The 26,185-nt window shown below is 73.6% G+C and carries 22 protein-coding genes; 8 read left to right on the forward strand and 14 right to left on the reverse strand.

Going from position 1 to position 26,185, the window contains the following annotated elements; genetic code table 11:
* Positions 1-47: 47 nt before the first annotated feature.
* Both JWP64_RS07700 and JWP64_RS07705 read right to left on the reverse strand, forming a co-directional pair.
* Positions 48-1,475 carry an amidohydrolase family protein gene (locus JWP64_RS07700; protein ID WP_297493913.1) on the reverse strand — a complete coding sequence of 476 codons (1,428 nt, stop codon included), beginning with the start codon at positions 1,473-1,475 and terminating at the stop codon, positions 48-50.
* A 199-nt stretch (positions 1,476-1,674) separates the two neighbouring features.
* Positions 1,675-4,725 carry a BTAD domain-containing putative transcriptional regulator gene (locus JWP64_RS07705; RefSeq protein WP_297493915.1) on the reverse strand — a complete coding sequence of 1,017 codons (3,051 nt, stop codon included), beginning with the start codon at positions 4,723-4,725 and terminating at the stop codon, positions 1,675-1,677.
* 162 nt (positions 4,726-4,887) lie between these two features.
* Between JWP64_RS07705 and JWP64_RS07710 the strand changes: the two genes are divergently transcribed.
* From JWP64_RS07710 to JWP64_RS07735, 6 genes are all read left to right on the forward strand, one after another.
* The gene (locus tag JWP64_RS07710; protein WP_297493917.1) at positions 4,888-5,622 is read left to right on the forward strand and encodes an alpha/beta fold hydrolase; all 735 of its coding nucleotides are present in this window, start codon (positions 4,888-4,890) and stop codon (positions 5,620-5,622) included.
* A 180-nt stretch (positions 5,623-5,802) separates the two neighbouring features.
* Positions 5,803-7,221: a DUF1116 domain-containing protein gene (locus tag JWP64_RS07715; protein WP_297493918.1), complete on the forward strand. Its 1,419-nt coding sequence runs from the start codon at positions 5,803-5,805 to the stop codon at positions 7,219-7,221.
* Between the two features lie 27 nt (positions 7,222-7,248).
* Positions 7,249-7,962: a DUF2877 domain-containing protein gene (locus JWP64_RS07720; RefSeq protein ID WP_297493920.1), complete on the forward strand. Its 714-nt coding sequence runs from the start codon at positions 7,249-7,251 to the stop codon at positions 7,960-7,962.
* A 14-nt stretch (positions 7,963-7,976) separates the two neighbouring features.
* A complete protein-coding gene (gene nthB, locus JWP64_RS07725; protein WP_297493922.1) occupies positions 7,977-8,645 on the forward strand; it encodes a nitrile hydratase subunit beta in 669 nt (222 codons plus the stop codon).
* A complete protein-coding gene (gene nthA / locus JWP64_RS07730) occupies positions 8,642-9,253 on the forward strand; it encodes a nitrile hydratase subunit alpha (protein WP_297493924.1) in 612 nt (203 codons plus the stop codon). The genes nthB and nthA overlap by 4 nt, the downstream gene beginning before the upstream one ends.
* Entirely contained in the window at positions 9,250-9,633 is a 384-nt protein-coding gene (locus tag JWP64_RS07735; protein WP_297493926.1) for a nitrile hydratase accessory protein, read from the forward strand. Before nthA ends, JWP64_RS07735 begins: the two co-directional genes overlap by 4 nt.
* A gap of 75 nt (positions 9,634-9,708) precedes the next feature.
* On the opposite strand, the gene JWP64_RS07740 is transcribed toward JWP64_RS07735, so the two are convergent.
* Genes JWP64_RS07740 through JWP64_RS07750 form a run of 3 tightly spaced genes read right to left on the reverse strand, consistent with a single transcriptional unit; the run spans position 9,709 to position 13,456 of the window.
* Positions 9,709-10,896, reverse strand: coding sequence for an MSMEG_0565 family glycosyltransferase (locus JWP64_RS07740; protein WP_297493928.1), 1,188 nt, complete (start codon positions 10,894-10,896; stop codon positions 9,709-9,711).
* Entirely contained in the window at positions 10,893-12,437 is a 1,545-nt protein-coding gene (locus JWP64_RS07745) for a protein FdrA (protein ID WP_297493930.1), read from the reverse strand. Before JWP64_RS07745 ends, JWP64_RS07740 begins: the two co-directional genes overlap by 4 nt.
* Positions 12,434-13,456 carry a carbamate kinase gene (locus JWP64_RS07750; protein WP_297493932.1) on the reverse strand — a complete coding sequence of 341 codons (1,023 nt, stop codon included), beginning with the start codon at positions 13,454-13,456 and terminating at the stop codon, positions 12,434-12,436. Before JWP64_RS07750 ends, JWP64_RS07745 begins: the two co-directional genes overlap by 4 nt.
* A 125-nt stretch (positions 13,457-13,581) precedes the next feature.
* Here JWP64_RS07750 and JWP64_RS07755 point away from each other — a divergent pair, with 125 nt between their 5' ends.
* Positions 13,582-16,791: an AAA family ATPase gene (locus tag JWP64_RS07755; RefSeq protein WP_297493934.1), complete on the forward strand. Its 3,210-nt coding sequence runs from the start codon at positions 13,582-13,584 to the stop codon at positions 16,789-16,791.
* A gap of 12 nt (positions 16,792-16,803) precedes the next feature.
* On the opposite strand, the gene JWP64_RS07760 is transcribed toward JWP64_RS07755, so the two are convergent.
* The 4 genes from JWP64_RS07760 to JWP64_RS07775 form a co-directional block, all read right to left on the reverse strand.
* Entirely contained in the window at positions 16,804-17,604 is an 801-nt protein-coding gene (locus JWP64_RS07760; RefSeq protein WP_297493936.1) for an MSMEG_0567/Sll0786 family nitrogen starvation N-acetyltransferase, read from the reverse strand.
* An 80-nt stretch (positions 17,605-17,684) separates the two neighbouring features.
* The gene (locus tag JWP64_RS07765) at positions 17,685-18,170 is read right to left on the reverse strand and encodes an MSMEG_0572/Sll0783 family nitrogen starvation response protein (RefSeq protein WP_297493938.1); all 486 of its coding nucleotides are present in this window, start codon (positions 18,168-18,170) and stop codon (positions 17,685-17,687) included.
* Between the two features lie 38 nt (positions 18,171-18,208).
* Entirely contained in the window at positions 18,209-18,481 is a 273-nt protein-coding gene (locus JWP64_RS07770; protein ID WP_297493941.1) for a hypothetical protein, read from the reverse strand.
* Between the two features lie 4 nt (positions 18,482-18,485).
* Positions 18,486-19,856, reverse strand: coding sequence for an FAD-dependent oxidoreductase (locus JWP64_RS07775; protein ID WP_297493943.1), 1,371 nt, complete (start codon positions 19,854-19,856; stop codon positions 18,486-18,488).
* Between the two features lie 165 nt (positions 19,857-20,021).
* Between JWP64_RS07775 and JWP64_RS07780 the strand changes: the two genes are divergently transcribed.
* Positions 20,022-20,585, forward strand: coding sequence for a helix-turn-helix domain-containing protein (locus JWP64_RS07780; protein WP_297493945.1), 564 nt, complete (start codon positions 20,022-20,024; stop codon positions 20,583-20,585).
* Here the strand turns inward: JWP64_RS07780 and argH are convergent.
* The 5 genes from argH to JWP64_RS07805 are packed head-to-tail and all read right to left on the reverse strand — an operon-like array spanning position 20,566 to position 26,150.
* Entirely contained in the window at positions 20,566-22,113 is a 1,548-nt protein-coding gene (gene argH / locus JWP64_RS07785) for an argininosuccinate lyase (protein ID WP_297493948.1), read from the reverse strand. The two genes, JWP64_RS07780 and argH, sit on opposite strands and share 20 nt — an antisense overlap.
* The gene (locus JWP64_RS07790; RefSeq protein ID WP_297493950.1) at positions 22,110-23,105 is read right to left on the reverse strand and encodes a pyridoxal-phosphate dependent enzyme; all 996 of its coding nucleotides are present in this window, start codon (positions 23,103-23,105) and stop codon (positions 22,110-22,112) included. The genes argH and JWP64_RS07790 overlap by 4 nt, the downstream gene beginning before the upstream one ends.
* Positions 23,102-24,460, reverse strand: a complete 1,359-nt coding sequence (locus tag JWP64_RS07795) for an adenylosuccinate lyase family protein (protein ID WP_297493952.1) — start codon at positions 24,458-24,460, stop codon at positions 23,102-23,104. Before JWP64_RS07795 ends, JWP64_RS07790 begins: the two co-directional genes overlap by 4 nt.
* Entirely contained in the window at positions 24,445-25,371 is a 927-nt protein-coding gene (locus tag JWP64_RS07800; RefSeq protein ID WP_297493954.1) for a hypothetical protein, read from the reverse strand. Before JWP64_RS07800 ends, JWP64_RS07795 begins: the two co-directional genes overlap by 16 nt.
* Positions 25,371-26,150 (reverse strand): phosphosulfolactate synthase, encoded by a 780-nt coding sequence (locus tag JWP64_RS07805; RefSeq protein ID WP_297493955.1) that lies wholly within the window; start codon positions 26,148-26,150, stop codon positions 25,371-25,373. The genes JWP64_RS07800 and JWP64_RS07805 overlap by 1 nt, the downstream gene beginning before the upstream one ends.
* Positions 26,151-26,185: the final 35 nt, after the last annotated feature.

Below are 26,185 nucleotides of genomic sequence, written 5' to 3' on the forward strand. Positions count from 1 at the left end.
AGGGGGGACGAGCGGGGTACGGACGCGCTCCGGCGGAACGCGGCGGATCAGAAGGTGCCCGCGGAACGTTCCCGCCGGCGCATGTCGGAGACGAGGTCCTGGGCCTGCTCCGGCTCGAAGTCGAACGGGTCGCCCGGCGGCAGGTCCCGCGGGTCGGCGCCGTGCACGACGTCGTAGGTGAGGTCGGTGACCGAGTAGCCGATGCCCCGCTCGTGCGGCCACGAGCGGGCGATCGCCTCCTCGTCGAACTCGACGACGGCGCCGCCGGAGACGACCGTCTCGATGGCGTCGCGGCGCTGCAGGACGGTGATGTCCGCGACGGGGTCGCCGTTCACGACGATCAGATCGGCGATCATCCCGGGCGCGACGGTTCCGATCCTCCCGTCGAGCCCGAGCATGCGGGCCCCGTTGGCGGTCCCGGCCTGGATGGCCTCCAGCGAGGTGAGCCCGGCGTAGGTCATGAGCAGGTCGAGCTCGCGGGCGTGCCACACGCCATAGGGAGTGAGCGAGAACCCGCTGTCGGTACCGAGGACCATCGGCACACCGGCGGCGTGCGCGCGGTGCAGCGTGTCCGCGGACCTCTCGAGCATCCGTTTCATCCCGTCCCGGAGAGGGACGGGCGAGCCCACGAGGTGCCCCCAGTCGCCGGCGTTGGCGAGCAGCAGCAGGGTGGGGACCAGCGGGATCCCCGACTCCGCGAGGTGGGCGACCGTCTCGTCGCTCATGATGTTGCCGTGCATGATCCAGTCCACCCCGGCCGTGACCGCGGCGTCGACCTCCGCGGAGCCGCGGGCGTGGATGGTGATCTTCTTACCGAGCTGGTGCGCCAGATCGGCCAGCACGGTCATCTCGTGGGTGGTGAACGCCTGGAAGTCGCCGTAGGGGCTGTCCGCCAGCTTGATCAGGTCCACCCCGTTCTTCACCTGGTGGCGGACCTCGTCGATCATGTCGTCGAGCCGGTTGTGGACGATGCCGATGGAGCCCTCGGGAACACCGACGGAGTCGGGGTACCAGTCGGTGAGGCCGTTGCTCGTGGAGAGGTAGCGCCCGGCGGAGGTCATCCGCGGGCCCTGGACGATGCCGTCAGCGATCGCGTCGCGCAGGGCGACGCCGATGTAGTAGCTGCCGCCCGGCTGGGAGATGCCGGTGACGCCGGAGCGCAGCACCTTCTGGGCGTGGAACGCCGCCTTGAGGGTGCGGGCCTCGGGGCTCGTGTAGAGGTCGATCTCCTCCTCTGAGCGCGACTCCCCGTAGGTCATGTGGCAGTGGGCGTCGATCAGTCCGGGCATCACGGTGCGTCCGGTTGCGTCGAGCTCGCGCAGCGTCTCCCCCCGCGGCACCAGATCACGGGTGACGTGGTTGCCGACGGCGTGGATCAGTCCGTCGCGGACGAGCACCGACGCGCCCATCACGGGCGGGTTGCCCGCGCCGTCGACGACGGTGCCGCCTTCGATCAGCAACCAGTTGGACGGCATACGCGGTGCTCCTCGGTGCGGCCCGCGGCCCGGATGGCCGCAGGTGGTGCCGAGAACGGTGGCCTGCGAGGCCGAATGGCGGAAGAGAGGGCGTGAACGCTTCCGAAACGGGAAGCGAAATCCGCGCCGGGATGAGCAGGGAAAAGCTGTTTCGGGCCGGTTGCGGAAACGTGTCCGCGCTTGCCGAAACGCGGCCGCGTCACCGTCGCAGGTCCCTGAGCAGCCCACACGTCGTGGCCGACGGCTCGGCGCCGAACTCGCGCAGCGCCCGTTCACAGGACCGGTAGGCGGCGAGCACCCGATCGGAGTCGCCCCGGGCGTGAGCGAGGCGCATCTGCAGCCGCCAGGCCGCCTCCCGGGCCGGATCGGCTCGCAGCACCGCGGACAGGAGTTCCTCCGCGCGCCTCAGCGCCCCGGTCGCGAACGCGGCCTCGGCCGCCTCGTACCGGACGTCCTTCAGGATCTCCACGAGCTGCAGGCGGCGCTCGTCGGCCCAGGCCGAGCGGATCCCGGGCAGGTACTCGCCGCGGTCGGCGATCTCCAGCGCGTCAAGGAGCAGGCGCAGCCGGTCCTCGCCCCGCAGCGACGTCGCCTGCCCGAGCAGCGCGACCACCCTCTTCGACTCGCTGGTGACGCGCACCTTCGGCGCGAGCCGCACCAGCCCGGGCCCGGGCTCGGTCTCGAGCACGTCCGGCGCCGCCTTGCGCAGGTGCAGGATCGCCTGCCGCAGGTACGACGACGCGGAGTCGTCCCGGCGGCCCTCGAAGAGGGCGTCGAGCAGACGGGGCCGCGTGACGTGGTCCCGCTCGGGCCGGTTGGCGAGGAACGCCAGCAGCTCGACGCTCTTGGCGAGCCGCGGCTTCGTCTCCCGGCCGTTGAGGGTGACGGCGGTGCGCCCGAACTCGGTGACGTGCACCGCGGCACCGATCACGTCGCCCAGCCCGCCGACCCTGCTGATCAGCGAGCGGCCGAGCTCGTGCCAGGGTGAGTCGGCGGTGACCTCCAGGTCGAGGCGCCGCGCCAGCACGTCGGGGAACTCGGCGAGCGCCTGGAGCAGGAAGTGGGGCGAGCCCTGGCCCCGCGCCGCCTCCAGCGCGAGGTCCGCGGCGGCGTCGGCGGCGTCCTCCTCGCCGGTGCGCCACTCGGCCTCCGACAGGTAGACCGCCGCCGAAGGCAGGTGGAGCAGCCGGCCTCCGTGCCGCATACCGGAGACCGCCCGCCGCAGTCGTTCCACCGCGCCGGCGGGGTCGCCCTCGGCGAGGTGGACCAGGCCGTCGAGCATCGCGAGGTTCTCCGCCACCAGCGCGTAGGCCCGGCCCAGCGGATGCGCGGCGACGGAGCGGAGCGCGCGGCGTGCGGCCGTCGTGTCCTTGCGGAGGCGCACCTCGAACTCCGCCTCGATGAGCCTGCTGTAGACGTCGAACAGCGCCGAGCCCGTCGCGGCGATCTGCGCCCGCCCCTCGCGCAGCAGGCGCCACGCCGCGTCGGGCTCGCCGATCTCGCTCATCAACCGGGGCCCGACGAGCGCCTGCAGCCAGACGCTGTGGTCGGCCCCGTCGCCGTCGACCAGCCGGTGGTACAGCTCGAACGCCTCGGCGGTGCGCCCGGTCGCGAGCAGCCCGCTGACCATCCACGACTCGGCGGCCCGGACGGCCCAGGGCGAGGACGGTCGCGTGGTCATCTCGCCGAGCCGGCCGAGGTCGAAGTGCGCGCGCATGACGAGGGCGTCCATCGGTCCCCCGGTGAGGGTGCCGAGCGCGGGGTCCACGTCGTCGGCGGCGCTCCGCTCGGTGTCCACCAGCAGCATCGCGTAGCGAGCGGCGTCGAGGTCCGGTCCCGGCAGGCCGGAGTCCACCACGGCCTGCATGTCCGCCGGACGGCCGGCGTGCAGGTAGCACCAGGCCATCAGGCCCGCGGCCCGGCCCGAGGTCTTGGCCAGCTCGTCGCGGTGGCCCGCGTCGTGCAGCCGGTCCGCGAGCCGCACGCCGGCGGCGAAGTCCTCGCGGACCACCGCCAGCATCAGCTCCGCCCCCGCCAGCTCCACGTGGTGTTCGCGGCGGACCGGCGCCAGGCGGGCGAGCCAGCGCTCGGCCATCGCGAAGTCCGTCCGCTCGATGATGCGCTCGAGCACGGGCTGCACGACCCCCATCGCCTCGTCGAGGCACTCGGCGGCGAGGAACTCCTCGACGGCCTCCTCGTCGTGCCCGGCGGCGAGCTGCAGCCTCGCGTGCACCTGCCGGAGCCGGCGTACCTCCGCGTCGCCCCGGCGGGAGAGCCTGCGCAGCAGGAACTCGCGGAACCGGGGATGGCAGCGCATCCGGGTGCCGCCGCCGTCCCAGCTCACCGGCAACCGCATTCCCCGCAACGAGTGCATGCGGGACGAGGCCGCGGAGAGTCCCAGTGCCTCCGCCGCCGGCGCGGTCACCTCCTGCAGCACGGCGGTCGTGACGAGGAAGTCCCGGTCCGCCTCGCCGAGCTGGTCGAGGATCTGCGTGGCGAGGTAGCCGTGCAGCGGATCGGCCTCGCCACCGAGCCCGATCACGTGGTCCGTCGAGCGCCAGGCCTCGAAGAGGACGCCCGTGAGCCATCCGCCGGTCTCGATGAGCGCCTCGACCGGATCGACGTCCGAACGCCCGGTGCGGGCGAGCGCGTCGGTGGCCTCCTGGACGGTCAGTGCCAGGTCCTCCTCCCCGACCGCGGCCGCCCACGGGCCGAACCCGAAACCGGTGCCGAACGACAGCTCGACCCTGCTGAGCAGCACCAGCCGGGCGGACGCGGGCAGGTACCGGGCGAAGGAGCCCACCACGGCCAGCGCCGCCGGGGACTCCGCGAGCCGCTCGGCGTCGTCGAGGACCACGAGGACGTCGCTGCCCTCCACCGCCTCGGCGAGCAGCCCCGCCACCTCCGGATGGGCGAGGTTCGCGGCCAGCGCGCCGCCGGCCACGCCGCGCACCGCGGGGACCTGCCGGGCGAGAGCGGCTTCCAGGTAGACGAGGAGCCGACCGGTCGCGACGTCCGTGGTGTCGAGGTCCAGCCACACCAGGGGGCGGTCGAGACGCTCGGCGGTCTGCAGCACCGCGGTGGTCTTCCCGGCCCCGGCCGAGGCGTAGACGAAGACGGTGCGGTGCTGCTCGACGAGCCGGGCAAGCAACGCCTCGACCCGAGGCCTACGCGTCACCGTGCCGTCGAGAGGGGGTGGGGTGATCTTGCGCTGAATGATCCAGTCAGGGTTCGCCGGCCTCTCGGTCACCCGCCGCTCCCCTCGTTTCGCCACCGTTCACGCAGTCTGCCGTCGGCGTGCGTCGACCGGGTTACGTTTCACCTCCCCGAGACGACGGAGGCGCATGTGCCCAGCACGACGGTTGGCGCAGTATCTGTTCACCACGAGGAAAGCGGAAGTGGCCCCGCCGTCGTGTGGATCCCCGGGACCGGTCTGCACGGGACCAGTTGGGCGCCGCAGACCGGGCATTTCGTCGGCCGCTACCGCTGCCTGACCGTCGACCTCCGTGGCGCGGGCAGCACCGGCCCGCTCGACGCGCTGACCGTGGCCGATCTCGCCGCGGACGTCGCAGGCTGGATGGACGCCGCGGACGTCGGTCCGGCTGTGGTCGTGGGGCTCAGCCTCGGGTCCGCGGTGGCGCAGGAACTCGCGCTCGCCCGACCCGACCTGGTCCGCGCTCTCGGCCTCGTCGCCACCTGGTCCTCGACCGCCCGGGAGCACCACATCCGGCGGCACTTCGAGTCCCGTCTCTACGCGCTGGAGAAGGGACCACTGGACGTCTTCGCCCAGTTCGCGTTCTGGATGTCGGCCCCGGCCGTCGTCGATCGGGAACCCGACCTGCAGGCACGGGTGGAGGCGCTGCTGGCCGAGCACACCTCGCGGAACCCCGAGGGGACCGCCGCGCACTTCCGCGCCGACCTCGCCCACGAGACCCGCGACCGGCTCGGCACCCTGACCTGCCCGACCCTGGTCGTGCACGGGGACCAGGACCTCATCACGCTGCCCTGGTACAACCGTGACGTGGCCGCGGCGATCCCCGGCGCCCGGCTGGAGACGATCGCCGACGCCGGGCACCTCTCGTGGTTGGAACGGCCCGCAGAGCTGAACGCCCTGCTGGAGCCGTTCATCGTCGAACATTCGGCATGACGACGCGTTCCCGACGATCACGTCGAACAGGTACGCGGCGATCGGCTCGGGCATCGGGGGCGCCGGCCCCGCGCCGGGAGCAGGCATCGCGCAACTCGTGCGCCGCGCCGGGCGTGACTCGGACCGCCGTATCGGATAGTGTTTCGTAATTCATTATCCGATACGACGGAGGTCGACGGAATGCCCCGACTGGTCCTGCCGGAGACGGTGGAGGTCGTCAACGTCGGCCTCCCCATGTTCGCCGACGCCGTGCGAACGCAGGGCCGCCCCGTGCAGCAGGTCGACTGGCGGATCCCCGCGAACGGCGACCCGGCCGCGATCCGCGCCCTGACCGTCCTCCACGCCGACGCCGCCGCCGGGATCGACGAGGCCAACGCCGAGGTGGTGCGGCGGCTCGACGAGGGGGTCCCCAGGCTCGTCGGGGTGTCGACCGTAGGCGAGGCGGTCCCCGGGTACGAGGACCGCACGATCCTGCACTGCGGGCCGCCGCTGCCCTACCCCGAGGTGTGCGACCCGCTGCGGCGCTCGATGCGCGCGGCGGTCGTCGCCGAAGGATGGGCCGCGGACGTCGCGGCCGCCGAGCGGCTCCTACGCTCCGGCGAGGTTCGGCTGGACGCGGCCAACCACCACGACACCGTGGTACCGATGGCCAGCGCGGTGGGGCCTTCCCAGCCGGTGATCGTCGTGGAGAACGCCGAGGGCGGCACCCGCGCCTACTCCTCGCTCAACCAGGGCCCGGGCGAGGTGGCCTGGTTCGGCCGCGACACCGACGCCGCGATCACCCGGCTGCGCTTCCTCGCGGACACCGCGGGTCCGGCCGTGGCGTCGATCCTGGAGGCGGCCGGCCCCCTCGACATCCTCGCCGTCGCTGCGCAGGGCATCACCATGGGCGACGACCTGCACATGCGCACGCAGGCCGCCACGAACCTGCTGACCCGCACCTGGCTGCCGCACATCGCCGCCCTGCCCGACGCCGCCCGGGTCCCGTTCGCGCAGTACCTGGCGGGCAACCACCTCTTCTTCCTCAACCTCGCGATGGCCGCGGCGAAGTCCCTGCAGCTGCATGCCGAGCAGGTCGAGGGCTCGAGCATCGTCACCACGATGTCCCGCAACGGCACCACTTTCGGGATCAAGTTGGCCGGCGCGCCGGACTGGTACCTCACCGAGGCGCCGCCCATCGGCGAGGCGCTCTACTACTCCGGTTTCGGACCGGAGACCAGTGCGCGCGACATCGGCGACAGCGCGGTGCTGGAGCTGACCGGGATGGGCGGACCGGCCGCGGGTGGTTCCGCGGCCGTCGCCGCCTTCCTCGGCGGGACGATGGCGGACGCCGCCGCCGCGACCGAGGGTTTCCGCGCGGTCTGCGCCGGGACGAGCAGCCGGTTCACACTGCCGCCCATGGGGTTCGCGGGCACGCCGTTGGGGGTCGACGTCCGGAAGGTCGTGGAGCTCGGCATCACCCCGAAGGTGACCACCGGGATCCTGCACGTCGACGCGGGCACCGGGCAGGTGGGCGCCGGCGTCGCGACCGCACCGATCGAGTGCTTCAGCGACGCCCTCGTGGCCCTCGCCGGGCGGATCCGCCCGTCGGCCCGCTGAGCCGCCGGGATCCGGGGAGCCGGGCCGGTGCGCACTGTGGACGTCGGCCTCGGCGCCCGGCAGGTGTTGGCCACCCCGGGCGTCGGACGGGTCGTGGGCGTGCACCGGAAGGCGCTCTACCTGGAGTTCCCGGCCGGTCTGTGCGCGGTGACGTCGCGTGCGGCCCCGCCCGGGCCGCTCCACCTCCGCTGCACCGTCCTCCCACCGGCCCGGTGCGGTCACCCCGTCCGCAGCGACGGCCGGGTGCTCCGGGGCGAGACCTGGGCGCTGGGCCTGGCCGCACCCGGCTGGACCGGGCGGCTTCCACCGCCGGCCGCGCTGGGCGAGGTCTCCACGCCGCGGGAGATCGCCGCGGTCGTGCCTGTGCTCGGCGGCCGGGGCCCCGGCCTGACCCCCGAGGGCGACGACCTGTTGGCGGGCCTGATCCTCGTCGCGCGAGCGGGCGGCGGCCCCGCCGTCGAGGCGGAGCTCCTCGCGCTCGCCCGCTCGGTGCCCACCAATACGATCGCCTCGGCGTTCCTGCTCTGGGCCGCACGGGGCCAGTGCATCGGACCGGCGCACGACGTCCTCGGCGACCTCGCCGGAACCCGGCAGGACCCGGGTTCGGCGTCCCGGCTGGCCGCCGTCGGCAGCAGCTCGGGCGCCGCACTGCTCACCGGCCTGCGCCTCGCGGCGTCTGCAGGAGCAGACGGCCTCTCGCGCATTCTTAGTACTATCAGATACGATCGTCTCCTATCATAAATGGGGGTGGTGGCGTGGACGGGATCGCCGATCTGGGCGGCGAGGACGGCTGGGGTCCGGTGAGCCGGCCGGCGCCGGACGAGCCCGTGTTCGCCGAGTCGTGGGAGGGGCGCGCGTTCGCCCTGACCCTGCTCACGATGGGGCGGGTGTCCGGCCGGAACCTCGACGCGTTCCGGCACGCGCTCGAACGACTCGACCGGCCCGCCTACCTCGACGACGGCTACTACGGCCGCTGGCTCAACGCCGCCGAGCTGATGCTGACCGACAGCGCGATCCTGGCCCCGGGCGCCGTGGACGCCCGCGCGCGACGCCTGCGGGGCGAGGACGTGAGCGAGCCCGAGACCCCCGAGCCCGCCAAGCCGGACTACTCCCCGACCGCCGCAGGCTCGCTGCGCACCGTCGAGGAGGCGCCGGCCTTCGCCGTCGGGGACGTCGTCCGCGCCAAGGACGTCTCGCCCGCCGGGCACACCAAGCTGCCCCGCTACGTGCGGGGGCACTCCGGGGTCGTCGAGATCATCCAGCCGGCGCACCTGCTGCCGGACACCCATGCCCACTTCCTGGGCGAGAACCCCCAACACGTCTACTCCGTGCGCTTCGACTCCCACGAGCTGTGGGGCGCGGACGCCGAGACCTTCGGCCTGACCATCGAACTGTTCGAGAGCTACCTGGAGCCCGCCCCGTGACCACCTCCGGATCCGACGTCGAGACCGCCCCGCGCCCGTCGCCCTCGCTGCGCACCGAGGCACTCGAGCAGCTGCTCACCGAGCGGGGGCTGGTGGACCCGTCCGTCATGGACAAGTTCATCGCCAACTACGAGACGAACGTGGGCCCGCTCAACGGCGCGAAGGTCGTCGCCAAGGCGTGGACCGATCCCGAGTACCGGAAGCGCCTGCTCGACGAGGGCACGAGCGCGATCAAGGAGCTCGGGTTCGCCGGCCCCCAGGGCGAGCACATCGTGGTCGTCGAGAACACGCCCACCCTCCACAACGTCACCGTGTGCACGCTGTGCTCGTGCTACCCGTGGCCGGTGCTGGGACTGCCGCCGTCGTGGTACAAGGATCCGGCCTACCGGGCCCGGGTCGTGCGTGAGCCGCGCGCCGTCCTCGCCGAGATGGGTCTCGACCTGGCGGACGACGTCGAGATCGTCGTCCGGGACTCGAGCAGCGAGGTCCGCTGGCTCGTGCTGCCCGAGCGCCCGGCGGGCACGGAGGACCTGACCGAGGAGGAACTGGTCCCGCTGATCACGCGGGACGCGCTGGTGGGGGTGGCGAAGGTGCAGGCGCCGGCATGACGACGACCGCACCGCTGGCGATCGACGGCCCGGCCGCGCCGCCCCGGTCCAACGGCGAGCTGGTCTTCGCGGAGCCGTGGGAGGGCCGCGCCTTCGGCATGGCCGTCTCCCTGCACGACGCCGGGGCGTTCGCCTGGGAGCGGTTCCAGGCAGCACTGATCCGACGCATCGCGGCCTGGGAGGCAGGCCATCCCGAGGGCGAGTGCTGGAGCTATTACACGCAGTGGCTCGCCGCCCTGGAGGACGTCCTGACCGCGGACGGCACCGTCGCGGAGGGGGAGGTCGCCGCCCGCGCCCACGCGCTGGCCGAGCGGCCCGCGGGGTACGACCACGAGGACCACGACGACCACGCGGGGCACGGGCACGGCCACGGACACTGATCCGCCTCGACGAGAAGGCCGCCGGTGGGTTCCCACCGGCGGCCTTCTCCGTTGCTCAGAACGTCGTCAGGGGATTCAGAGGGCCGGCGCCGTTCGCCGCACTCCCGCGTAGACCGCCTGGTGCCGGGCGGCGCTGGCCTCCCATGTGTAGCGCGGCAGGATCTCGCGGCCGCCCGCCACGAGCCGCGCCCGCAGCGGCTCGTCGGTGACCATCCGTCGCATCGCGGCCGCCAGGGCCACCTCGTCGGCCACTGCCGGGAGCAGCGCGCTCCGCCCGTCCGTCAGGTACTCCCGGAACACGGGGAGGTCCGAGGCCACGACGGGCAGACCGACGGCGAGCGCCTCCAGCACGACGAGGCCCCAGCCCTCCTTCACGGAGGGGAACGACAGCGCGTCCGCGGCGTGGTACCAGCCGGCCAGCTCGGCGTCGCTCACCGTGCCGAGCTGGACGACGTCCTCGCCCAGGGTCAGCCCCAGGCCCGGCAGCGCGGCCAGCGCCGCGTCCCGGTAGGCGGTGTAGTCCTGAAAGGAGTGCCCGCCGACGATCGCGAGCACCGGGTCGAGCCCCTCGGCCTTGAGCCTGCCCAACGCCCGGAAGGCGTGCAGCGTGCCCTTGCGCGGCTCGATCCCGCCGACGGCGAGCAGCACGAACCGCCCGCGTGCAGCGTCCGGCCCGGCCCCGATCCGCTCCCGCAGCGCGAGCCGCGCCGCTTCGGCGGGGGCGGGGAACCGGGTGAGATCGACGCCGTTGGGGACCACCTCGGCGGTACGGCCGTACTCGTCGCGCAGGATCCCGCGCCACTGCTCGCTCACCACGAGCACGACGTCCGGTTCGCGGATGGCGGCGCGCTGACAGTCGACCAGTGCGCGGGTCGTGAAGTCGTCGACGTGGTGGACGGTGCGCACCACCGTCACCGGGCGGCCCGCGTCGCGGACCCGGGCCGCGGCACGGGCGGCGATGCAGTCCTGGGCGTGCAGCACGTCCACCCGCCCGGGCAGCTCCGCCAGCCCGGCCTCGAGCGTGTCGATCGCGGCGAAGACCCGCTCGTCGAGCGTGGTGCCGGTCTTCGTCGGCCCCGGGAGGACGGTGTGCGGCACGTCCGTCGGCCGGAACAGGGCCGCCGACGGATCGCCGAGCGCGACGAGGTGTACCGGATGTCCCTGCCGGTGCAGCGCCTCGGCCAGGCCGAGGGTGTGCACGAACCCGCCGCGCGGCTTCGTCGAGTGCGTGACGAGAACGACCCGCGCGGCGTCGGGAGTCACAGCGACACCGAGGTCAGCTCGGGCTTCCGCAGCGCGATCGCCGCTGCGGCCAACGAGGCCCGCGCCGCCGTCTCGGTGACGACGCAGCCCGCGTCGGCGAAGCCGCGCCGCTGCCGCTCGTACCCCTGCGGATCCCCGTCGGTGCCGAGGACGTAGACCACCACCGCCGGACCGCCGTCCTCGGTGATCGCGGCGCAGACCGGGGCCAGCTCGGAGGAGGGGTCCGCGTGGGCACCGTGCCCCAGCACCACGTCGAGGACGATCACGGCGACCGACGGGTCCGCGGCCTGCTCGCGGAGCAGCTCGATCCGGGCCTCTGCGTCGATCATCGGGTGCGGTCGGCCATTCGTGTACTCCTCCTCCCCCAGGTCGAGGCAGGTGTGCGCGCCGTCCGGGGCGGGCAGGCCCAGCCCGGAGCGGAGCGGGGTGTTGGAGTGCACCGGGCCGAGCACGTCCGCGAGCACGACCAGGGACTCGTAGCAGAGCGTCCCGCCGGAGAAGAGGCCGCGGACGAGCGTGCGTTCCGGCCCCAGGGATCCGGCGGCGTCGCGCACCAGGGCCGCGAGGCCCGCGGCCGGGTCCGGCGCCTGCTTCCCCATCGCGGCGACGGCGGCCACCGCCCCGGCCTCCAGGGTCCGCGTCACCACGACCCCGTCCGGGGCCACGAAGTCCTCCGCCACCCCGATCAGCGCGGCGACCAGCGGCTTACCGGCGGCCGCCTCGACGACCGCGCGGGCCACGTCGGCGTCCGGTGGCTTGGAGACCAGCAGGATCACGTCCGTGTCGGCGTCCTCGACGAGCCCGCGTACCGCGGAGCGGGCCATCCGGCCGCCGACGGCGGCGGTCAGGTCGCGGCCGCCGAGCCCGATCACGTGGGAGACGCCGACGCCCCACCGGTCGAGCAGCGCAGCCGCCTCCTGGGCCCCGGTACCGGCCGCCGCGACGACGGCGACCCGCCCGCGGCCGACGACGTTCGCGAAGCCCAGGCAGGTGTGTCCCAGCATCGCCGTCCCGGCACCCGGGCCCATCACCAGCCGGCCGAGCCGGTTCGCCCGGTCCTTCAGCTCGATCTCGGTCTGCACCGACACGTTGTCGCTGAACAGCAGCACGTCCAGACCGGCGCTCAGTGCCTTGTGCGCCTCGAGGCCGGCATGGTCGCCGGGGACGGAGATCACGGCGACGTTCGACCCAGGCTGCCTGGCGACGGCCTCGCCGAGGGTGCGCGGCGAGCGCTCGCGGGCGTCCTCGCCGCCGGCCCCGTCGCCGCGGCCGGTGAACATCGCCTGCTCGCCCGCCTCGCGCGCGGCGTCCGCGGACTCCGCGGACTCCGCCCGCACGGCCACGAACAGGTCGTTCGGACCCGCCCCGTCGACCTCGGCGAGAGCGAAGCCCTGGGCCCCGAGCTCCTCGAGGTTGGCCGGCGTCGCCATCGCCGCGGCGGCCCAGTCCACGCCGTCCGAGGCCCGCAGCGCGCGGGTCCCGGAGAGCTGGACGACGGAGTCGACGTAGGTGTCGGGATACAGCCGAAGAGAGTGGATCACGAGACGGCTCCTGACCGGTTGACGGCCGCGGACTGCCGCGGCGACGACGAGACACCTGCTTCGCACGGCACGGCCGGCGAGCGGCGGAGCCGGGTCCCCGCCGGCGCGCTGCCGCCCGCGAGGGACGTCACCATCAGTTCGACGTCCGTGATCACGGCGGTGGAGCCGCCGTCGCGGACGAACCGGACCGCCGACCGGACCTTCGGCCCCATGCTCCCCGCGGGGAACTGGCCGTCGTCCGCGTAGGCCTGCATTTCGTCCGCGGTGACGTCGCCGAGCGGCCGCGCGGACGGGGTGCCGTAGTCGACCATCACCTGGGCGATGTCGGTGACCAGGACGAGTGCGTCCGCGCCGAGCGAGGTCGCGAGCCGCTGGGCGGCGAGATCCTTGTCGATGACCGCGTCGACCCCGCACAGTGCGGGGCCGTCCTCGACCACGGGCACCCCGCCGCCCCCGGCAGCGATCACGATCGCGCCGCCGTCGACGAGCGAGCGGATCGACTCCAGCTCGACGATCCGGCCGGGTTCCGGGGACGGCACGAGACGCCGGAACCCGCGGCCGGAGTCCTCACCGACGTGCCAGCCGCGCTCGTCGGCGAGCTGTCGCGCCACCGACTCCTCGAGGAAGGGTCCGATCGGCTTGCAGGGATCGATGAACGCGGGATCGGCGCGGTCCACCACGACGTGCGTCACGACGGACACGACCGCCGGCAGCCGACCTCGGCCCGCCTCGTGCATCGCCAGGACCAGCAGGCAGCCGAGCTGGCCCTCCGTCATCGCGTTGAGCCAGAACAACGGGAGCTCGGGCACCCGGCCCGCCCCCTCCTCCTGCTGGATCGCGAGGTTCCCGACCTGGGGGCCGTTCCCGTGGACGAGCACGACGCCCCAGCCCGCATCGCGCAGCCGGCAGACGGCGGCCGCCATGGCGCGGGCGTTCGACATCTGCTCCAGGTGGGTCCCGGCCTGGCCGTTGCGGATGAGTGCGTTGCCACCGAGGGCGACGACGGCGGTCCTGGTCACGGACACCTACCTCCGGGAAAATTCATGATGCGATACAAGAATTAACTATAGTAGACAACCATGGACCTCGACGACAGTGCCGGGACCACCTCACGGGAGCACCCCGACCGGCTAGAGTCCGGCAGGTGAGAACGGCCCTGCGGGTACGTCTGCTCGGCCCCCTCGACGTGGAGGGCCCCCTGCTCGCCCCGGTGCCACCGGGCAAGGCGCAGCGTGTCCTCGCCGTGCTCGCCGAGCGGTGCGGAGAGTTCGTCCCCACCGCTGACCTGGTCGACGCCCTCTGGGAGGTCGATCCCCCCGAGGGCGCCGCCCGGAATGTCGCCGCGCTCGTCAGCCGGTTGCGCCGGGCTCTGGGCCGGGATGCCATCGATGGTTCCGCCGCGGGCTACAGGCTGGTGCCCGAGCTCGTCGACGTCGACGTGCGGGAGGCGGTCGATCTCCTCGAGACCGCCGAGTTCGAGCTCGCCCGCGGCCACTTCGGCATCGCGTCCGCCGGGGCCGAACAGGCCGCGAAGCTGCTGGACGCGGGCACCCCGCTCGCCGGCGAGCGCGACGACACCTGGGTCCGGGGCCTGCGGGACTCCGTCGACCGGTACCTGCGGCGCGCGCGGATCTGCTGGAGCTCCGCCGCGCTGGAGCTGCGCGCGGACGACATCGCCGCCGAGGTCGCCGCCGCGGCGCTGCGGGAGGACCCGCTCGACGAGGAGGCCTGCCGGCTCGCGATGCTCGGCCACCAGCGGGCCGGCCGTTCCGCGGCTGCGCTCGTGGTCTACCGGACGCTGAGGACGGCGCTCGCCGAGCATCTCGGCAGCGACCCGTCGCCCCGCACCCAGTCCGTGTTCCTGTCCGTGATGCGCGCGGAGACCGCGGCACCCGCCGCGGAGCGGCTGCCCAGTGGCGCCGTCACCACCGCCGAGACCGAGGCCGGGACCGCCCCGGGCGCACCGCTCGTCGGCCGGGAGACCGAGCTGGCCACCCTGCGCGGCCGGTGGGCCGCGGCGGTCGCGGGCACGCCCTCGATGACCGTGATCACCGGCGAGATCGGCATGGGCCGCACCACCCTCGTCGACGCGTTCGCCGCCGAACCGCGCCGGACCGGCGGGCTCGTCGTCCGGGTGGGGTGCTTCGAAGCCGAGCGCACGCTGTACCTGCAGCCGCTGGTCGAGGCCGTCCGTTCGGTCGTCGACCGGCTCGCGGCGACGAACGTGCGCGAGCTGGCCGGCACCCGGCTCGGCACGCTCACCGCGTTGCTGCCGGAACTGGGGGACGTGGTCGGCCCGGTCGCGTACGAACCGGCGGGGCCGGAGCTCGAGCACCGGCGCAGCCTCGACGCGCTCGGCGGGTTCCTGGTCCGGCTGAGCGGCCGTCGCCCGCTGCTGCTGGTGATCGAGGACCTCGAGCACGCCGGCCAGCAGACGATCGAGGGCCTGCACCTGCTCGCCGGTCATTGGCAGGGCAGCCGGATCATGGTGCTGCTCACCGAACGCAGTTCGGAGGACCCGCTGGTCACGGCGCCGCTGCGGGACAGCGTCGAGTGGCTCGCACTGGGTCCCTTGGGTCCGGACGCCGTGGCCGAGCTCGTCGACCGGGCCGGTACCGGCCAGGACCCGGAACAGCTGTACGCCTGGACGGGAGGGTCCCCGCTCTTCCTGACCGAGCTGCTCCGGCACCCGGGCCTGGGCGGCGGGGGCGATCATCCCGCGGTCCCGCCGTCGCTGCGCGAGGCCGTGGCGGAGCGGATCGCGCACGCCGGTCCGGAGGTCTCGCTCCTGCTGGGCCACGGCGCCGTCCTCGGGACCACGTTCGCCCTGGAGGACGTGTCCGCGCTCAGCGGGATCGGGGTGGAGGAGGCCGAGGAGGGCGCCAGCCGGGCGCTGCGGGCGGGGCTGCTCGGCGCGCAGGGGGAGTACTTCCGCTTCGCGAACGACATCGTCCGCCAGGTCGCCTACGAGGCCGTTCCGGAGCCGGTACGGATCAGCAGACACCGCCGGATCGCCGCGCTCTGGGAGGGACGGCCGGAGGCGGCCGCCCGACATCTCGTGTCCGCGGGGGACATGCGCGGCGCGGCGGCGGCCTGGCTGGCCGCCGCCGACGCCGCCCATCTCGCGTTCGCGCACACGGACGCCGTGCACGTGCTCGGCCTCGCCGTCGAGACGGCCCGGGCCGGCCGGGACGAGCAGCAGATCGCCACCGCGCTGTTGCGCCGCGGCCAGGCGTTCTCGGACCTGGGCCGCTACGACGAGGCCCGGGCGGACCACGAGGCGACGCTCACCCTCGCTCGGGACGTCGGGGACTTCGAACTGGAGGCGCGGGCCCTGGAGCAGCTGGGCTGGACCGCGCTCTACGCGCGGGACGCGCTCGTCGCCGTGGATTTCGCCGAGCAGGCCACCGAGCTCGCGGAGTCCGCCGCCGCGGCGCCCGGTGCGCTGCCCACCGCCACCCTGCTGCTGGGCCGGGTCCGGCACTGGGACGGGGACTACGCGGGCGCGGGCCACGCCTACGAACGAGTCCTGTCCACCGATCCCGGGGACACGACGACCGCACTCGCACTCGCCTACCGCGGCGCGCTGCTGCAGCACCAGGACCGGTTCGCGGAGGCCCGCAGCCTGCTCGCCCGGGCGGTGGTGCTGTGCCGGCGCACCGCCGAGTTCCGGCCGCTGCTGCAGACCCTGTTCTTCACCGCCCTCGCCCGCGGGGACTCCGGGGACCTCGCCGGGGCGTTGCGCGCTCTCGACGCCGCTCGCCGGCTGATCGACGCGGAGAAGATCGAGTTCTACCGTGCCGGGATCGAGACCACGACGTCCTGGCTGTGGCAGGAGCTCGGCCAGGTGCACCGGGCCCGGGAGCACGCGGAGCGGGGCGTGGAGCTGGCTCGCAAGGGCGGTGGAGCGCTGGAACTGGAACAGGAGCTGCACGCGCAGCTCGCGCTGGCGGACTGCGACCTCATGCTGGGCCGCCCGGACGACGCGGCGGCGGCCGTCGAGGAGGCGGCCCCGATGCTGGACCAGTCGCTGCCCTTCCGGCCGCGGGCCGCGATGCGGCTGCTGGAGATGCGGGCACGCTGGGAGCCGGACGTGGCGGAGGCACTGCTGGACGAGGCGCGCCGGTTCTCCTCCCCGAAATACCAGGCTCTGGCGTTGAGCCACCTCGGTCGCCCCGAGGAGGCGGCCCGGATGGCCGCGTCGATCGGGTCGGACCTCGTGGTGGCGCAGGTGGGTACGCACGCCGACCGGCGCCGGGCCCTGAACCGGATGGCGGCGTCCCTGCCCGCCGAGATCCGGGAGGGGTTCGTCGCGAACGGACGGCTGGCCGTCCGGCTCGACCCGGGCCACTGAGCCGGCGGCGGCTCAGGCTCCGGCGGTGAGCGGGATGTCCATCAGCACGTGCGGGTGCCCGACGTAGGAGACGGACTCCTGGACGACGCTCCAGCCGAGCCTGCGGAAGAAGCGCTCGTTCACGGGCTGGACGTAGGCGATCATGCGACTTCCACCTCGCGCGCCGGCGGTCGCGACGGCGAAGCGGACGAGCTCGGCGCCGACGTGGCCGGTGCGGTGCTCCGCGAGCACGGCGAGCCGGTCGCCCTGCCAGTCCCCCGTCCTGTCCTCGGGTCCGTGGAGCGGGTAGAGACGGACGCACCCGGCCGGCTCGCCGCCGACCGTGGCGAGGACGTGGAGCGTGGCCGGAGCGGTGTCCCGGGCGTCCACGTCGGCGCCGTCGAAGACGCCCTGCTCCTGGACGAAGACCTGGCCACGGACGGCGTGGTGCGCCGCGCGCTCCGGTCCTTCGTGGACGATCCGGCACCCGTCCGGTGCCGGCGTCCGCTCCACGGGTTCGGGCGGGAGCTCGCGTTCGCGGATCTCGCAGGCGACCCCGACGAGGAGGGCCGCCGGGACCGAGCGGGAGCCCTTGATCCGGTGCGACGCCAGGAAGTCGACGGGATCGGCGACCGCGAGGGCGAGCCCGGTCCGTCCGGCGGCCGAGGATCGCAGGGCGGCGGTGAGTTCGCCGATCACCCGCACGGCGTCGGTGTAGCCGTCGGGATCGCACATCAGCGCGGGGAAGAGCGACTCGGCGGAGCCCCGCCACCGCGGCGACCGGACGGGCGGCGGGCCAGGGTCCGGTTCCTGGGTCTCGGCGACGAGCTCCATCGGGACTCCTCGGTCGGAGTGGTACGGGAGACGGGGCGGGGCGGGGCGGGCGTGCCCCACCCCGCCTCGAGGTGGACGCGTCAGAGCGTCCAGGTCTGCATGACGAGCGCGCCTTCGCGACGGGCCGTGAGCGTGCAGTCCAGGACGTCGAGCGGGTGGATGGCCTGGACGCCCTCGATCAGGTCCGTCTCGCGCATGCCGTAGAGCGCGGCCATGGCGAAGCGGCAGGCCAGGACCTTCCCGCCCTCCTTCATGAAGGTCTGCAGCTGGTTGTTGTAGGCCATGTGCCCGGGGAAGGCCTCGGCGCCGACGGTCGGGAATCCGCGGGTGGCCGAGGCCATCTGCACGCCGGGGCCGTAGAGCACGAGCGTGGTGTCGAAGCCCTTCCGGTTGATCCGGGTGCAGGTGAGCATGTTGACCAGGCCGACCGAGCCCTCGTAGGGCACGGTGTGCATGAAGATGTAGGCCTTCTCGCCCTCGTTGGCCTGGATGTCGTCGTACTTCTTGTCCTCGTAGTCGACGATCGCGTCGCCCGTGTTCGCGCGCTCACCGATGATTTGAGCCACGTGGCCCTCCTTGTTTCAGTGGTGGTGACGGTCGAGGGTCAGACGGCCGGGCCCTGGGAGCGCGGCGGCGGTGCCCACGTCTTGCGGTGGCTGCCGGGCATGGCCTTCATGATCCGGCTGCGCACCGGCCACGGCAGGACGCCGTAGACCGGCGCGAAGACCCGGCGCCAGAAGATCTCCACGAGACCCTTCGGCGGGCGCGGACCCGGCGTGCCGTCACGCCGCGCGAGCTTCTCGTGCGCGGCGATCAGCAGGTGGTGCTCGGAGTTGCGGCGGAGCCAGCCGAAGAACCCGGCGGACGAGGAGGCCATCGGGTCAGCCCTTCGTCTTCGCGGCCTCGGCGACCCCGTTGGTCGCGGCCACCACGATCGGCTCGTTGAGCGCGCCGATCGCGGGCGAGTAGACGTTCTCCATGGTCGAGAGGTCGTGGAGCGTCATGCCGAACCGGATCGCCTGGGCGAGGAAGTCCGCGCGCTCCTTGATGCCCTCGCCGCCGCCGATCATCTGGGCGCCGATGAGCCGCAGCGTGCCGGGCTCGGCGAGCAGCTTGACCTTCACCTTCTTGACGCCCGGGTAGTAGCGCGCCCGCGAGATGCCCTCGGCCACCCCGAGCACGTACGGGATGCCCAGCGCGGTGGCTGTGGCCTCGCCGAACGACGCCCCGCCGATGACCCACTTGCCGGCCGGCGTGCCCCACGGGACGTAGACGGCCCGGTAGGCGCGGTCCCCGCCACCGGCGTTCGTCCCGGCGGTCTTGCCCTGGGCGTAGGCGTGCGATCCGGTCAGCCCCTGCAGCGGGGTGCGGGTCAGGCCGTGCGGGATCTCGACGGCGTCGCCCGCGGCCCAGACGTTCGGGGCCGAGGTGGCCATCCGCTCGTCGACGATGATCCCGCCGGTGGAGCCGAGCTTCAGCCCGGCCGCGGCGGCGAGGGTGTTGTTGGGCGTCTTGTGCGTGGCGACGACGACGAGCTCCGCGGCGATCTCGCCGGTGGACGTCGCCACGGCCCGGACCTGACCGTCCGCGTCACCGAGGAACGCCTCGAGCGTCGTGTTGAAGTGCAGGTGCACCCCGAGCTCGCGCCAGGACTCCTCGACGGGCGCCATGATGTCCTGGTCCGCCATCATCGCGAGCGCGTACGGGTTGGGGTCGATCAGGTGCGTCTCGACGCCCCGGTGGGCGAGCGCCGTGACCATCTCCAGACCCAGCGGCCCCGCCTCGACGACGACCGCCCGCTTCGTCTCCTCGATGACCTTGTCCCACTCCGCGGCCCGGCGGATGTTCTTGACGTAGTAGAGGCCACCGAGGTCCCCTCCGGGGACGCCCGGGTCGGCGTAGTCGAACCCGGTGGCGATGATCAGGTTGTCGTAGCCGACCGTGCCCTCGCCCGTGACCGTGACGGTCCGGGCGCCGGTGTCGATCGCCGTCACCTCGGTCTCGTACCGGACGTCGATCCCGGCGTCGACGTACGCCTGCTTGCCGGCCAGGATCAGCTTGTCAAAGCTCTCGATCTCCCCGCCGTGCACGTAGGGGATCCCGCACGGGCTGTAGGCGACGTCCTCGAACTGCGTGTAGACGACGACGTCGGCATCCGGGTCGGAGGCCTTGACCCCGCCGGCCGACCCGAGCCCCGCGGCTCCGCCTCCGATGACGACTGTCCTACGTCGTCCTGTCGACCGTGCTGACACGTCGGAGCCCTCTTCCCGGTCTAGGCTGGGTCGACCCAGTCCACGTTTACTATCCGATATTGATTTTTACCATACTCAACGGGCCTGTCCTGTCAAACACCTGAGGAGACCGTGATGCCCACTTCCGCCCGCTCGTCCGCCACCTCTCCGGGCGGAGGAGCCCCCGTGGAGACGCGGGACGGGACGCAGGCGGGCTGGGAGCTCGTGGTCGACGCCATCGGACCCAAGGTCCGGGCGCTCCGCCGCGAACGCGGACTCACGCTGCAGCAGCTCGCGCACGCCGCGGACGTGTCGGCGGCGTCCGTGCACAAGGTGGAGCGGGGAGACATGGTCCCGACGGTCACCACCCTGCTCAAGATCGCCGGAGCGCTCGAGGTGCCGATCCGGCATTTCGTGGAGGACTCCGACGCCGGCCCGCTGGGTGTCCGCACCCGCTGGCGTGGCGTGGACTCGGCCGAGCCGGTGACCCTCACGGGGCCGGCCGAGCGTTTCCGCAGCACCGGCACCGTTCTGTGTCTCGAACCCGGCGCCGAGCACCGGCCTGCGCGGCGGCCCGGGGAGTGCCTGCTCGTCGTGCTGGCCGGGAGCGTCTCCGTGGTGGTCGCGGACGAGACCCACGACCTCGGCGCCAGCGAGGCCCTGCACTTCCCCACCCGCCACGACCACCGCTTCACCAACGGCGGGCGAACGGTCGCCGAGCTGATCACCGTCACGGTCCCGGAGCCGTGACACCGGCGGCAGCCACCCTCGAGACCGCGTCGCGCGCCCTGTCCAGCAGGGCCTGCTCGGAACGGTCGAAGGCCTCGCTGCGGGCGAGGGCCTCGTCCGCCAGCGCGCGGAGCGTGCCCCGTAGGTCCGTGACCATGGCTGCCAGTGCCTCCGGGGCCGCCCCGCCCTCGGCCCGCCGGGAGGCGACGATCTGCCGCGGGTCCAGGATGTCGGCCAGGTCCGTCCCTGCGAGCCCCCAGGTCCGGCCGGTGTGGGCGAGCGCCGCCTCGTCGATCATCGCGCCGGTGATCGCGGTGCCGGGGACGCCGCCCCGGCTGGCCGCCCGGACGGTGTTGCCCACGACGACGTACGCCGTCCGGTAGTCCACACCCAGCCGCTGCACGAGGTGCTCGGCCAGATCCGTGGCCTGGGTGTAGCCCCGGTCCAGCTCCTCCCGCATCCGGTCCGGGTTGACCCGGAGGGTCCGCGTCAGCCCGGCCATCAGCCGGGTGATCTGCAGGCTCAGGTCCAGCGCCCGCGGCACCTCGCCGTAGGCGAAGATGAGGTTGTCGCTGCGCGCGGACGGGCTCTTCGTCACCGCGAGGAAGCCGGTGAGCCGCCCGATGACCACCCCCGACGCCCCACGCACGATCGCCAGCGCGTACGGGTTGCGCTTCTGTGGCATCAGGATGCTGGAGCGGCTGTAGGCGTCCGCGAGATCCACGAAGTCGAACTCGCTGGAGGAGAAGATCTCCAGGTCCTCCGCCAGCTTCGAGAAGTTCGACAGCAGGCTCGCCACCGTGGCCAGGATGTGGATCAGCCCGTCGACCTGCCACATCGCGTCCCGGGTGTGCGGGATGACGCCGTCGAACCCCAGCGCCGCGGCGATCGGGTCCCGGTCCTCCAGCAGCCGCGTGCCGTTGACGCAGCCCGCGCCGCCGGGGCTGGTGTTCAGCCGGTCGAGCTCGTCGAGCAGCCGTCGGGCGTCGCGCACGGTGGAGTAGACGAACGAGAGCAGGTAGTGCCCGAACGTCGACGGCTGAGCCTGCTGCAGGTAGGTCTGGTCCGGCAGGAGCGTGGCCGCGTGCTCCTCGGCCCGGTCGACCGCGTCCGAGGCGAATCCGACGGCCTCCTCGACCAACTCGGTCAGCTGGCGGCGCAGGTGCAGGCGCAGCGCCACCCGCGCCGCCTCCCGCCGCGGCCGGCCCGCGTGCAGCCACCCCGCGACGTCCCCGATGCGGGAGACGAAGTAACGCTCGCGTGAGTTGTACGGCTCGCCGTAGGTCGGGTCGTAGTCGAAGTCCTCCGCAGGGATCTCGACGACGTCGAGCAGCAGCGCGAGCAGCGCACGCTCGGCCTCGGGCGGCACGATCCCGCGGCGGGCGAGATCGAGCACGTGCGCGACATCCGCCAGGTTCAGCCCGCGGTGCAGGAAGCCCGCGTCCGCGTTCTCCAGGGCGAAGCCGGACTCGATCAGCTCCTGTGCGGGGCCGGTCTGCGGGAAACCCTCCGACCGCCGGCGGCGTCCCGTTCCGGTACTGCCCGTCATGGACGTTCCTCTCCTGTGGGCGACCCGGCCGTGACCGAGGTGGCGAGCAGCGAGGTCGCGGCCGGGATCTGGCCGCCGGTGTGCCACCACACGACCGGCCCGTCGGGGTGCTCGAGCGCGAGGTCGACCGCCACCGCGAACGCCTCGGCCCCGTAGGTCGAGTCGAGCAGGTAGCCCTCGGTGTGCAGCGCGAGCCGGGCTCGGTCCCGCTCCAGTTGCGAGACCGTGCCGAAGCCCGCACCCCGTCCGTCGACCAGCCGGAGCTGCCCCGGCCGCGGTGCCGGGCCACCGAGCAGCTCCGCACAGCGCCCGGCGAGGTCGAGGACGTGCCGGCCCACGTCGTCGAGGGGGCGGCTCACCGAGACCCCCACGACGGGTACCTCCGGCATCACCGAGGCGAGCCCGGCGAGCAGCCCGGCGACGCTGCCACCGGAGCCGACGGGAAGAACGATCGCCGCCGGCCGGACGGCCGGCGCACCGAGCTGCTCGGCGAGTTCCGCGGCCGCGGTCGCGAACCCGACGGCGCCGAGGTCCGTCGAGCCGCCCCGGGGCACCGCGTACGGCCGCCGGCCCTCTCCGGCCAGCACGGCGGCACGCTTCTCCACCAACTCGTCGACGGCCGCACGGTCCGTCCCGCCGGTCGGGCGCAACCGGGCCCCCGCCGCGACGGCGAGGGCCAGGTTCGGCGCACCGGCCGGATCTCCCCACACCACCAGCTCGCAGTCGAGCCCGGCGGCCCGTGCCCCGAGCGCGGCGGCCGGACAGAAGTTCGAGCCGGGGCCACCGCCGGTGACCAGGACGTCCGCGCCCTGCGCGCGCGCCGCGCCCAGCAGGTACTCGAGCGGCCGGGTCTTGTTGCCCGCCGCACCGAAGCCGATCAGGTCGTCCCGCTTCACCAGCAGCGGACCACAGCCCAGGGCGCGCTCCAGCCGTGGTGCGCCTACCAGCGGTGTCGGGAGGACGGCCAGAGGGAATCGGGGCAGATCCGTCATGCCCAGTCCTCGGACTCCGCGGCGCGGGCGGCGTGCGCCCGCGCCAACACGGTGTCCACCATCCCGGCCGCCGCGTCCACCGCGGCACCGGTCCCCCACCGCAGGACGTCCTCGGCGGTCGCCAGCCCACGCGCCGCCAGCGCCTCGGCCAGATCCGGCGAACCTTCGTCCCGGAGGATCTCGTGCAGTGCCTGCTGGGCGCGGTGCTTGCCGATCCGCGCGGCGAGCCCGGCGAGCACGCGCTCCGACGCCAGCGCCGGACCGAACCGGTCGACCGTGCGGGCCATCGCCTCGGGCCGGACCTCCAGCCCGTCGAGCAGACCCCGGCCGAGCTGCAACGCGACCAGCGTGAGCTGGCAGACCTCGGGCAGCGCGATCCACTCGGCCTTCCAGGCCCGCCCGTCTCGCTCGTGCCCGGCGACCATGCCCTCGACCAGTACCGCCGATGACGAGCGGGCCAGCCGGGCCAGGGTGTCGAGATGCTCGCTGCCCTCCGGGTTCCGCTTGTGCGGCATGGTGATGCTGCTGACCGCGCCGGGCGGGGCGGCCTCCGCGAGCTCGCCGATCTCGGGCCGCGCCAGTTCGTAGACCTCCGTGCCGATCCGCGCCAGCGTGCCGCAGGCCATCGCGAGCACCGTTGCGAACTCCGCGATCCGGTCCCGCGAGGTGAGCCAGGAGATGCCCGGGTCCCCGAGCCCCACCTCGGCACAGAACCGGCGGCGCAGCTCGGGCCCGTCGGCACCGAAGAACGCCAGCGCGCCGACTGCGCCCCCGAGCTGGCCGACGAGCCAGCGTTCCCGGCCGTCGCGGAGCCGGTCGAGGTGGCGGCGCACCTCGTCCGCCCAGCTCGCGACCTTGAACCCGAAGGTGATCGGCGCGCCGGGCTGGCCGTGCGTGCGGCCGGCCATCACCGTGCCGCGGTGCTCCGCGGCGAGCTCCAGCAGCCGCGCCTCACAGGCGCGCAGGTCCCGCCACACGATCCGGCCGACGTCGCGCATCACGAGGCCGAACCAGGTGTCCGTCACGTCCTGCACCGTCGCGCCCACGTAGACGTGCTCGCGCACCTCCTCCGGCAGCACCCGGAGCAGCCCCCGGATCAGCCCGAGGGTGGAGTGCGAGGTGACCCGGGTCTGCTCCGCCACGTAGTCCAGGTCGAGGGCCTCGGCGCGGGCGCCGGCGGTGATGGCGTCCGCAGACTCAGCAGGCACGATGCCGAGTGCGGCCTGCGCCCGGGCGAGGGCGGCCAGGACGTCGAGCCAGGACTGGATCATGGCGTGCTCGTCGAAGAGCGCGGCGGACTCGGTGGTCCCCCATAGGTGGGAGTAGAGACCGGAGGAGCTCAGACGGGTTGCCACACGGGCTCCTCCTGCGCGACCAGCCGGGCGAGCGCCTCCCGGATGTGGTCGAGCGACGAGCCCCACGGCACGCACACCCACCCGTCGCCGGCGTCCACGTGCTCCTCCTGCAGGCAGCACTTGGTGAGGGTGAGGTCGGCCGGTCGGCCGCCGGCGAGCACCGCCTGTTTGGGGCAGAAGTCCACCCGCGGCGGGTCCTCGCCGTAGAACCAGTGATGGATCATGCGGGACCGCTCGCAGCCCAGCAGCGTCCAGTCCGCACGTTCGGGGTGTTCGTCCAGGTAGGACACCGTTGACCCCGGCACCTCGCCCCCGGCCCCCCGGCACGGCAGCAGGTAGTGCGCCCCCGGCGGGTTCCCGGACAACTCGGCCAGGTCCGCGAGCCGGGTCAGCTCCGGCACCACCTCGATCGGCGGCAGGGTCTCCGTGACGGCGATGATCCGACGGACCTGGTCGGCCAGCTTGGCCGGCTCGGGCGGCACCACCTCGCGGACGACGAGGCGCAACGGCCGCGGGTCCACGATGAAGTTGACGTGCTCGTACCGACCCTGGACCACCACCGCGTGGGAGCGGGGCGCACGCTCCCGGGCCACCGCGGCGAGCACCGACGGGATGCCGGTGTCCGCCTCGGGCTCGACCACATAGGTGCACCGCTCGGGCCCGGCCAACAGTTCGACGCCGACGACCGGCGAGAACAGCTCCGTGTCCGATGCGCGGGTGACGTGCACCAACGCGGTCGGGCCGGGGACGGCGGGATCCCGGCGGCAGACGACGAACCGGGTGCGCCGGTAGGCGTCCCGGCCGAGCAGGTGCCCGCGCAGCCCCTCCTCGTCCAGCGGGACGTCCGCGGGGATCGTCGCGACGGAGACGCCGCGATACCGGTTCGGGACGAGGTTGGGTCCGGACCTCATCACGCCGTCTCGGCCGTGTCCCGCCGCGTCGCCACGGCGGTGTCCGAGCGGAGGCCGAGCCGAAGCGTCTCCACCGACAGCACGTCGGCCAACGCGACGTTGCCGAGGTTGACCTCCGGACCGAACCGGCGGATGAACCAGGCCTGCTGGCTCGCCATCGGCGCCTCGAACACCACGCGCTCCACACCGACGGCCGCGACCACGGCCTCGACGACGTCCGCGCGGACGCGCCCGGTGTGGTCGAACGTCCCGACGGTGCCGCTCTGCCGCCCCTCCGTGACGACGAGCGAAGCACCCGCGTCGAGGTCCGCGAGGCATTCGCCGGGCCAGTACCGGGCCGCGTTCTGCTCCCCCGGCGCCTTCTCGCCGACCTCGGCGAGGACCGTGAAGTCCCGGGCTGCCCGCCGGATCAGCTCGCGCTTCTCCTGCGGCGTCATCGCGACGGTGCCGCGGGACACCTCGACCCGGTCGAATCCCGAGTCGCGGGCCCAGGCCAGGCATTCCCCGGCCCGGCCCTGGGCCCACGCGATCTCGAGCAGGGTGCCCCCGAGACAGACGGCGATCTCGTGGCCGGTGACGAGCGCGAGCTTGGTGGCGAGGGTGGCGTCGACGTAGGCCGTGCCCCACCCGATCTTCCAGATGTCGATGTGCGCTGCAGCGGAGTCCAGCAGGTCCGTGACGACCACGGGCCCGGCGCCCGGATCGATCACATGGGTCAGCCCCACCGCTCGAGGCTTGGCCCCGCGGTCCGGCAGATCGAGGAAGTCGGGTTCCGGCACGACACCACCCTAGATCGTAAAGTAGATATTCCTCT

The organism is Pseudonocardia sp. (assembly GCF_025465255.1).
Lineage (GTDB): Bacteria > Actinomycetota > Actinomycetes > Mycobacteriales > Pseudonocardiaceae > Pseudonocardia.

Excerpts from the sequence above, each read along its gene's own strand:
- JWP64_RS07700 (WP_297493913.1), bottom strand. The coding sequence starts at position 1,475 with ATGCCGTCCAACTGGTTGCTGATCGAAGGCGGCACCGTCGTCGACGGC.
- JWP64_RS07715 (WP_297493918.1), top strand. The coding sequence starts at position 5,803 with ATGCCCCGACTGGTCCTGCCGGAGACGGTGGAGGTCGTCAACGTCGGC.
- JWP64_RS07735 (WP_297493926.1), top strand. The coding sequence starts at position 9,250 with ATGACGACGACCGCACCGCTGGCGATCGACGGCCCGGCCGCGCCGCCC.
- JWP64_RS07760 (WP_297493936.1), bottom strand. The coding sequence starts at position 17,604 with ATGGAGCTCGTCGCCGAGACCCAGGAACCGGACCCTGGCCCGCCGCCC.
- JWP64_RS07770 (WP_297493941.1), bottom strand. The coding sequence starts at position 18,481 with ATGGCCTCCTCGTCCGCCGGGTTCTTCGGCTGGCTCCGCCGCAACTCC.
- argH (WP_297493948.1), bottom strand. The coding sequence starts at position 22,113 with ATGACGGGCAGTACCGGAACGGGACGCCGCCGGCGGTCGGAGGGTTTC.
- JWP64_RS07790 (WP_297493950.1), bottom strand. The coding sequence starts at position 23,105 with ATGACGGATCTGCCCCGATTCCCTCTGGCCGTCCTCCCGACACCGCTG.
- JWP64_RS07800 (WP_297493954.1), bottom strand. The coding sequence starts at position 25,371 with ATGAGGTCCGGACCCAACCTCGTCCCGAACCGGTATCGCGGCGTCTCC.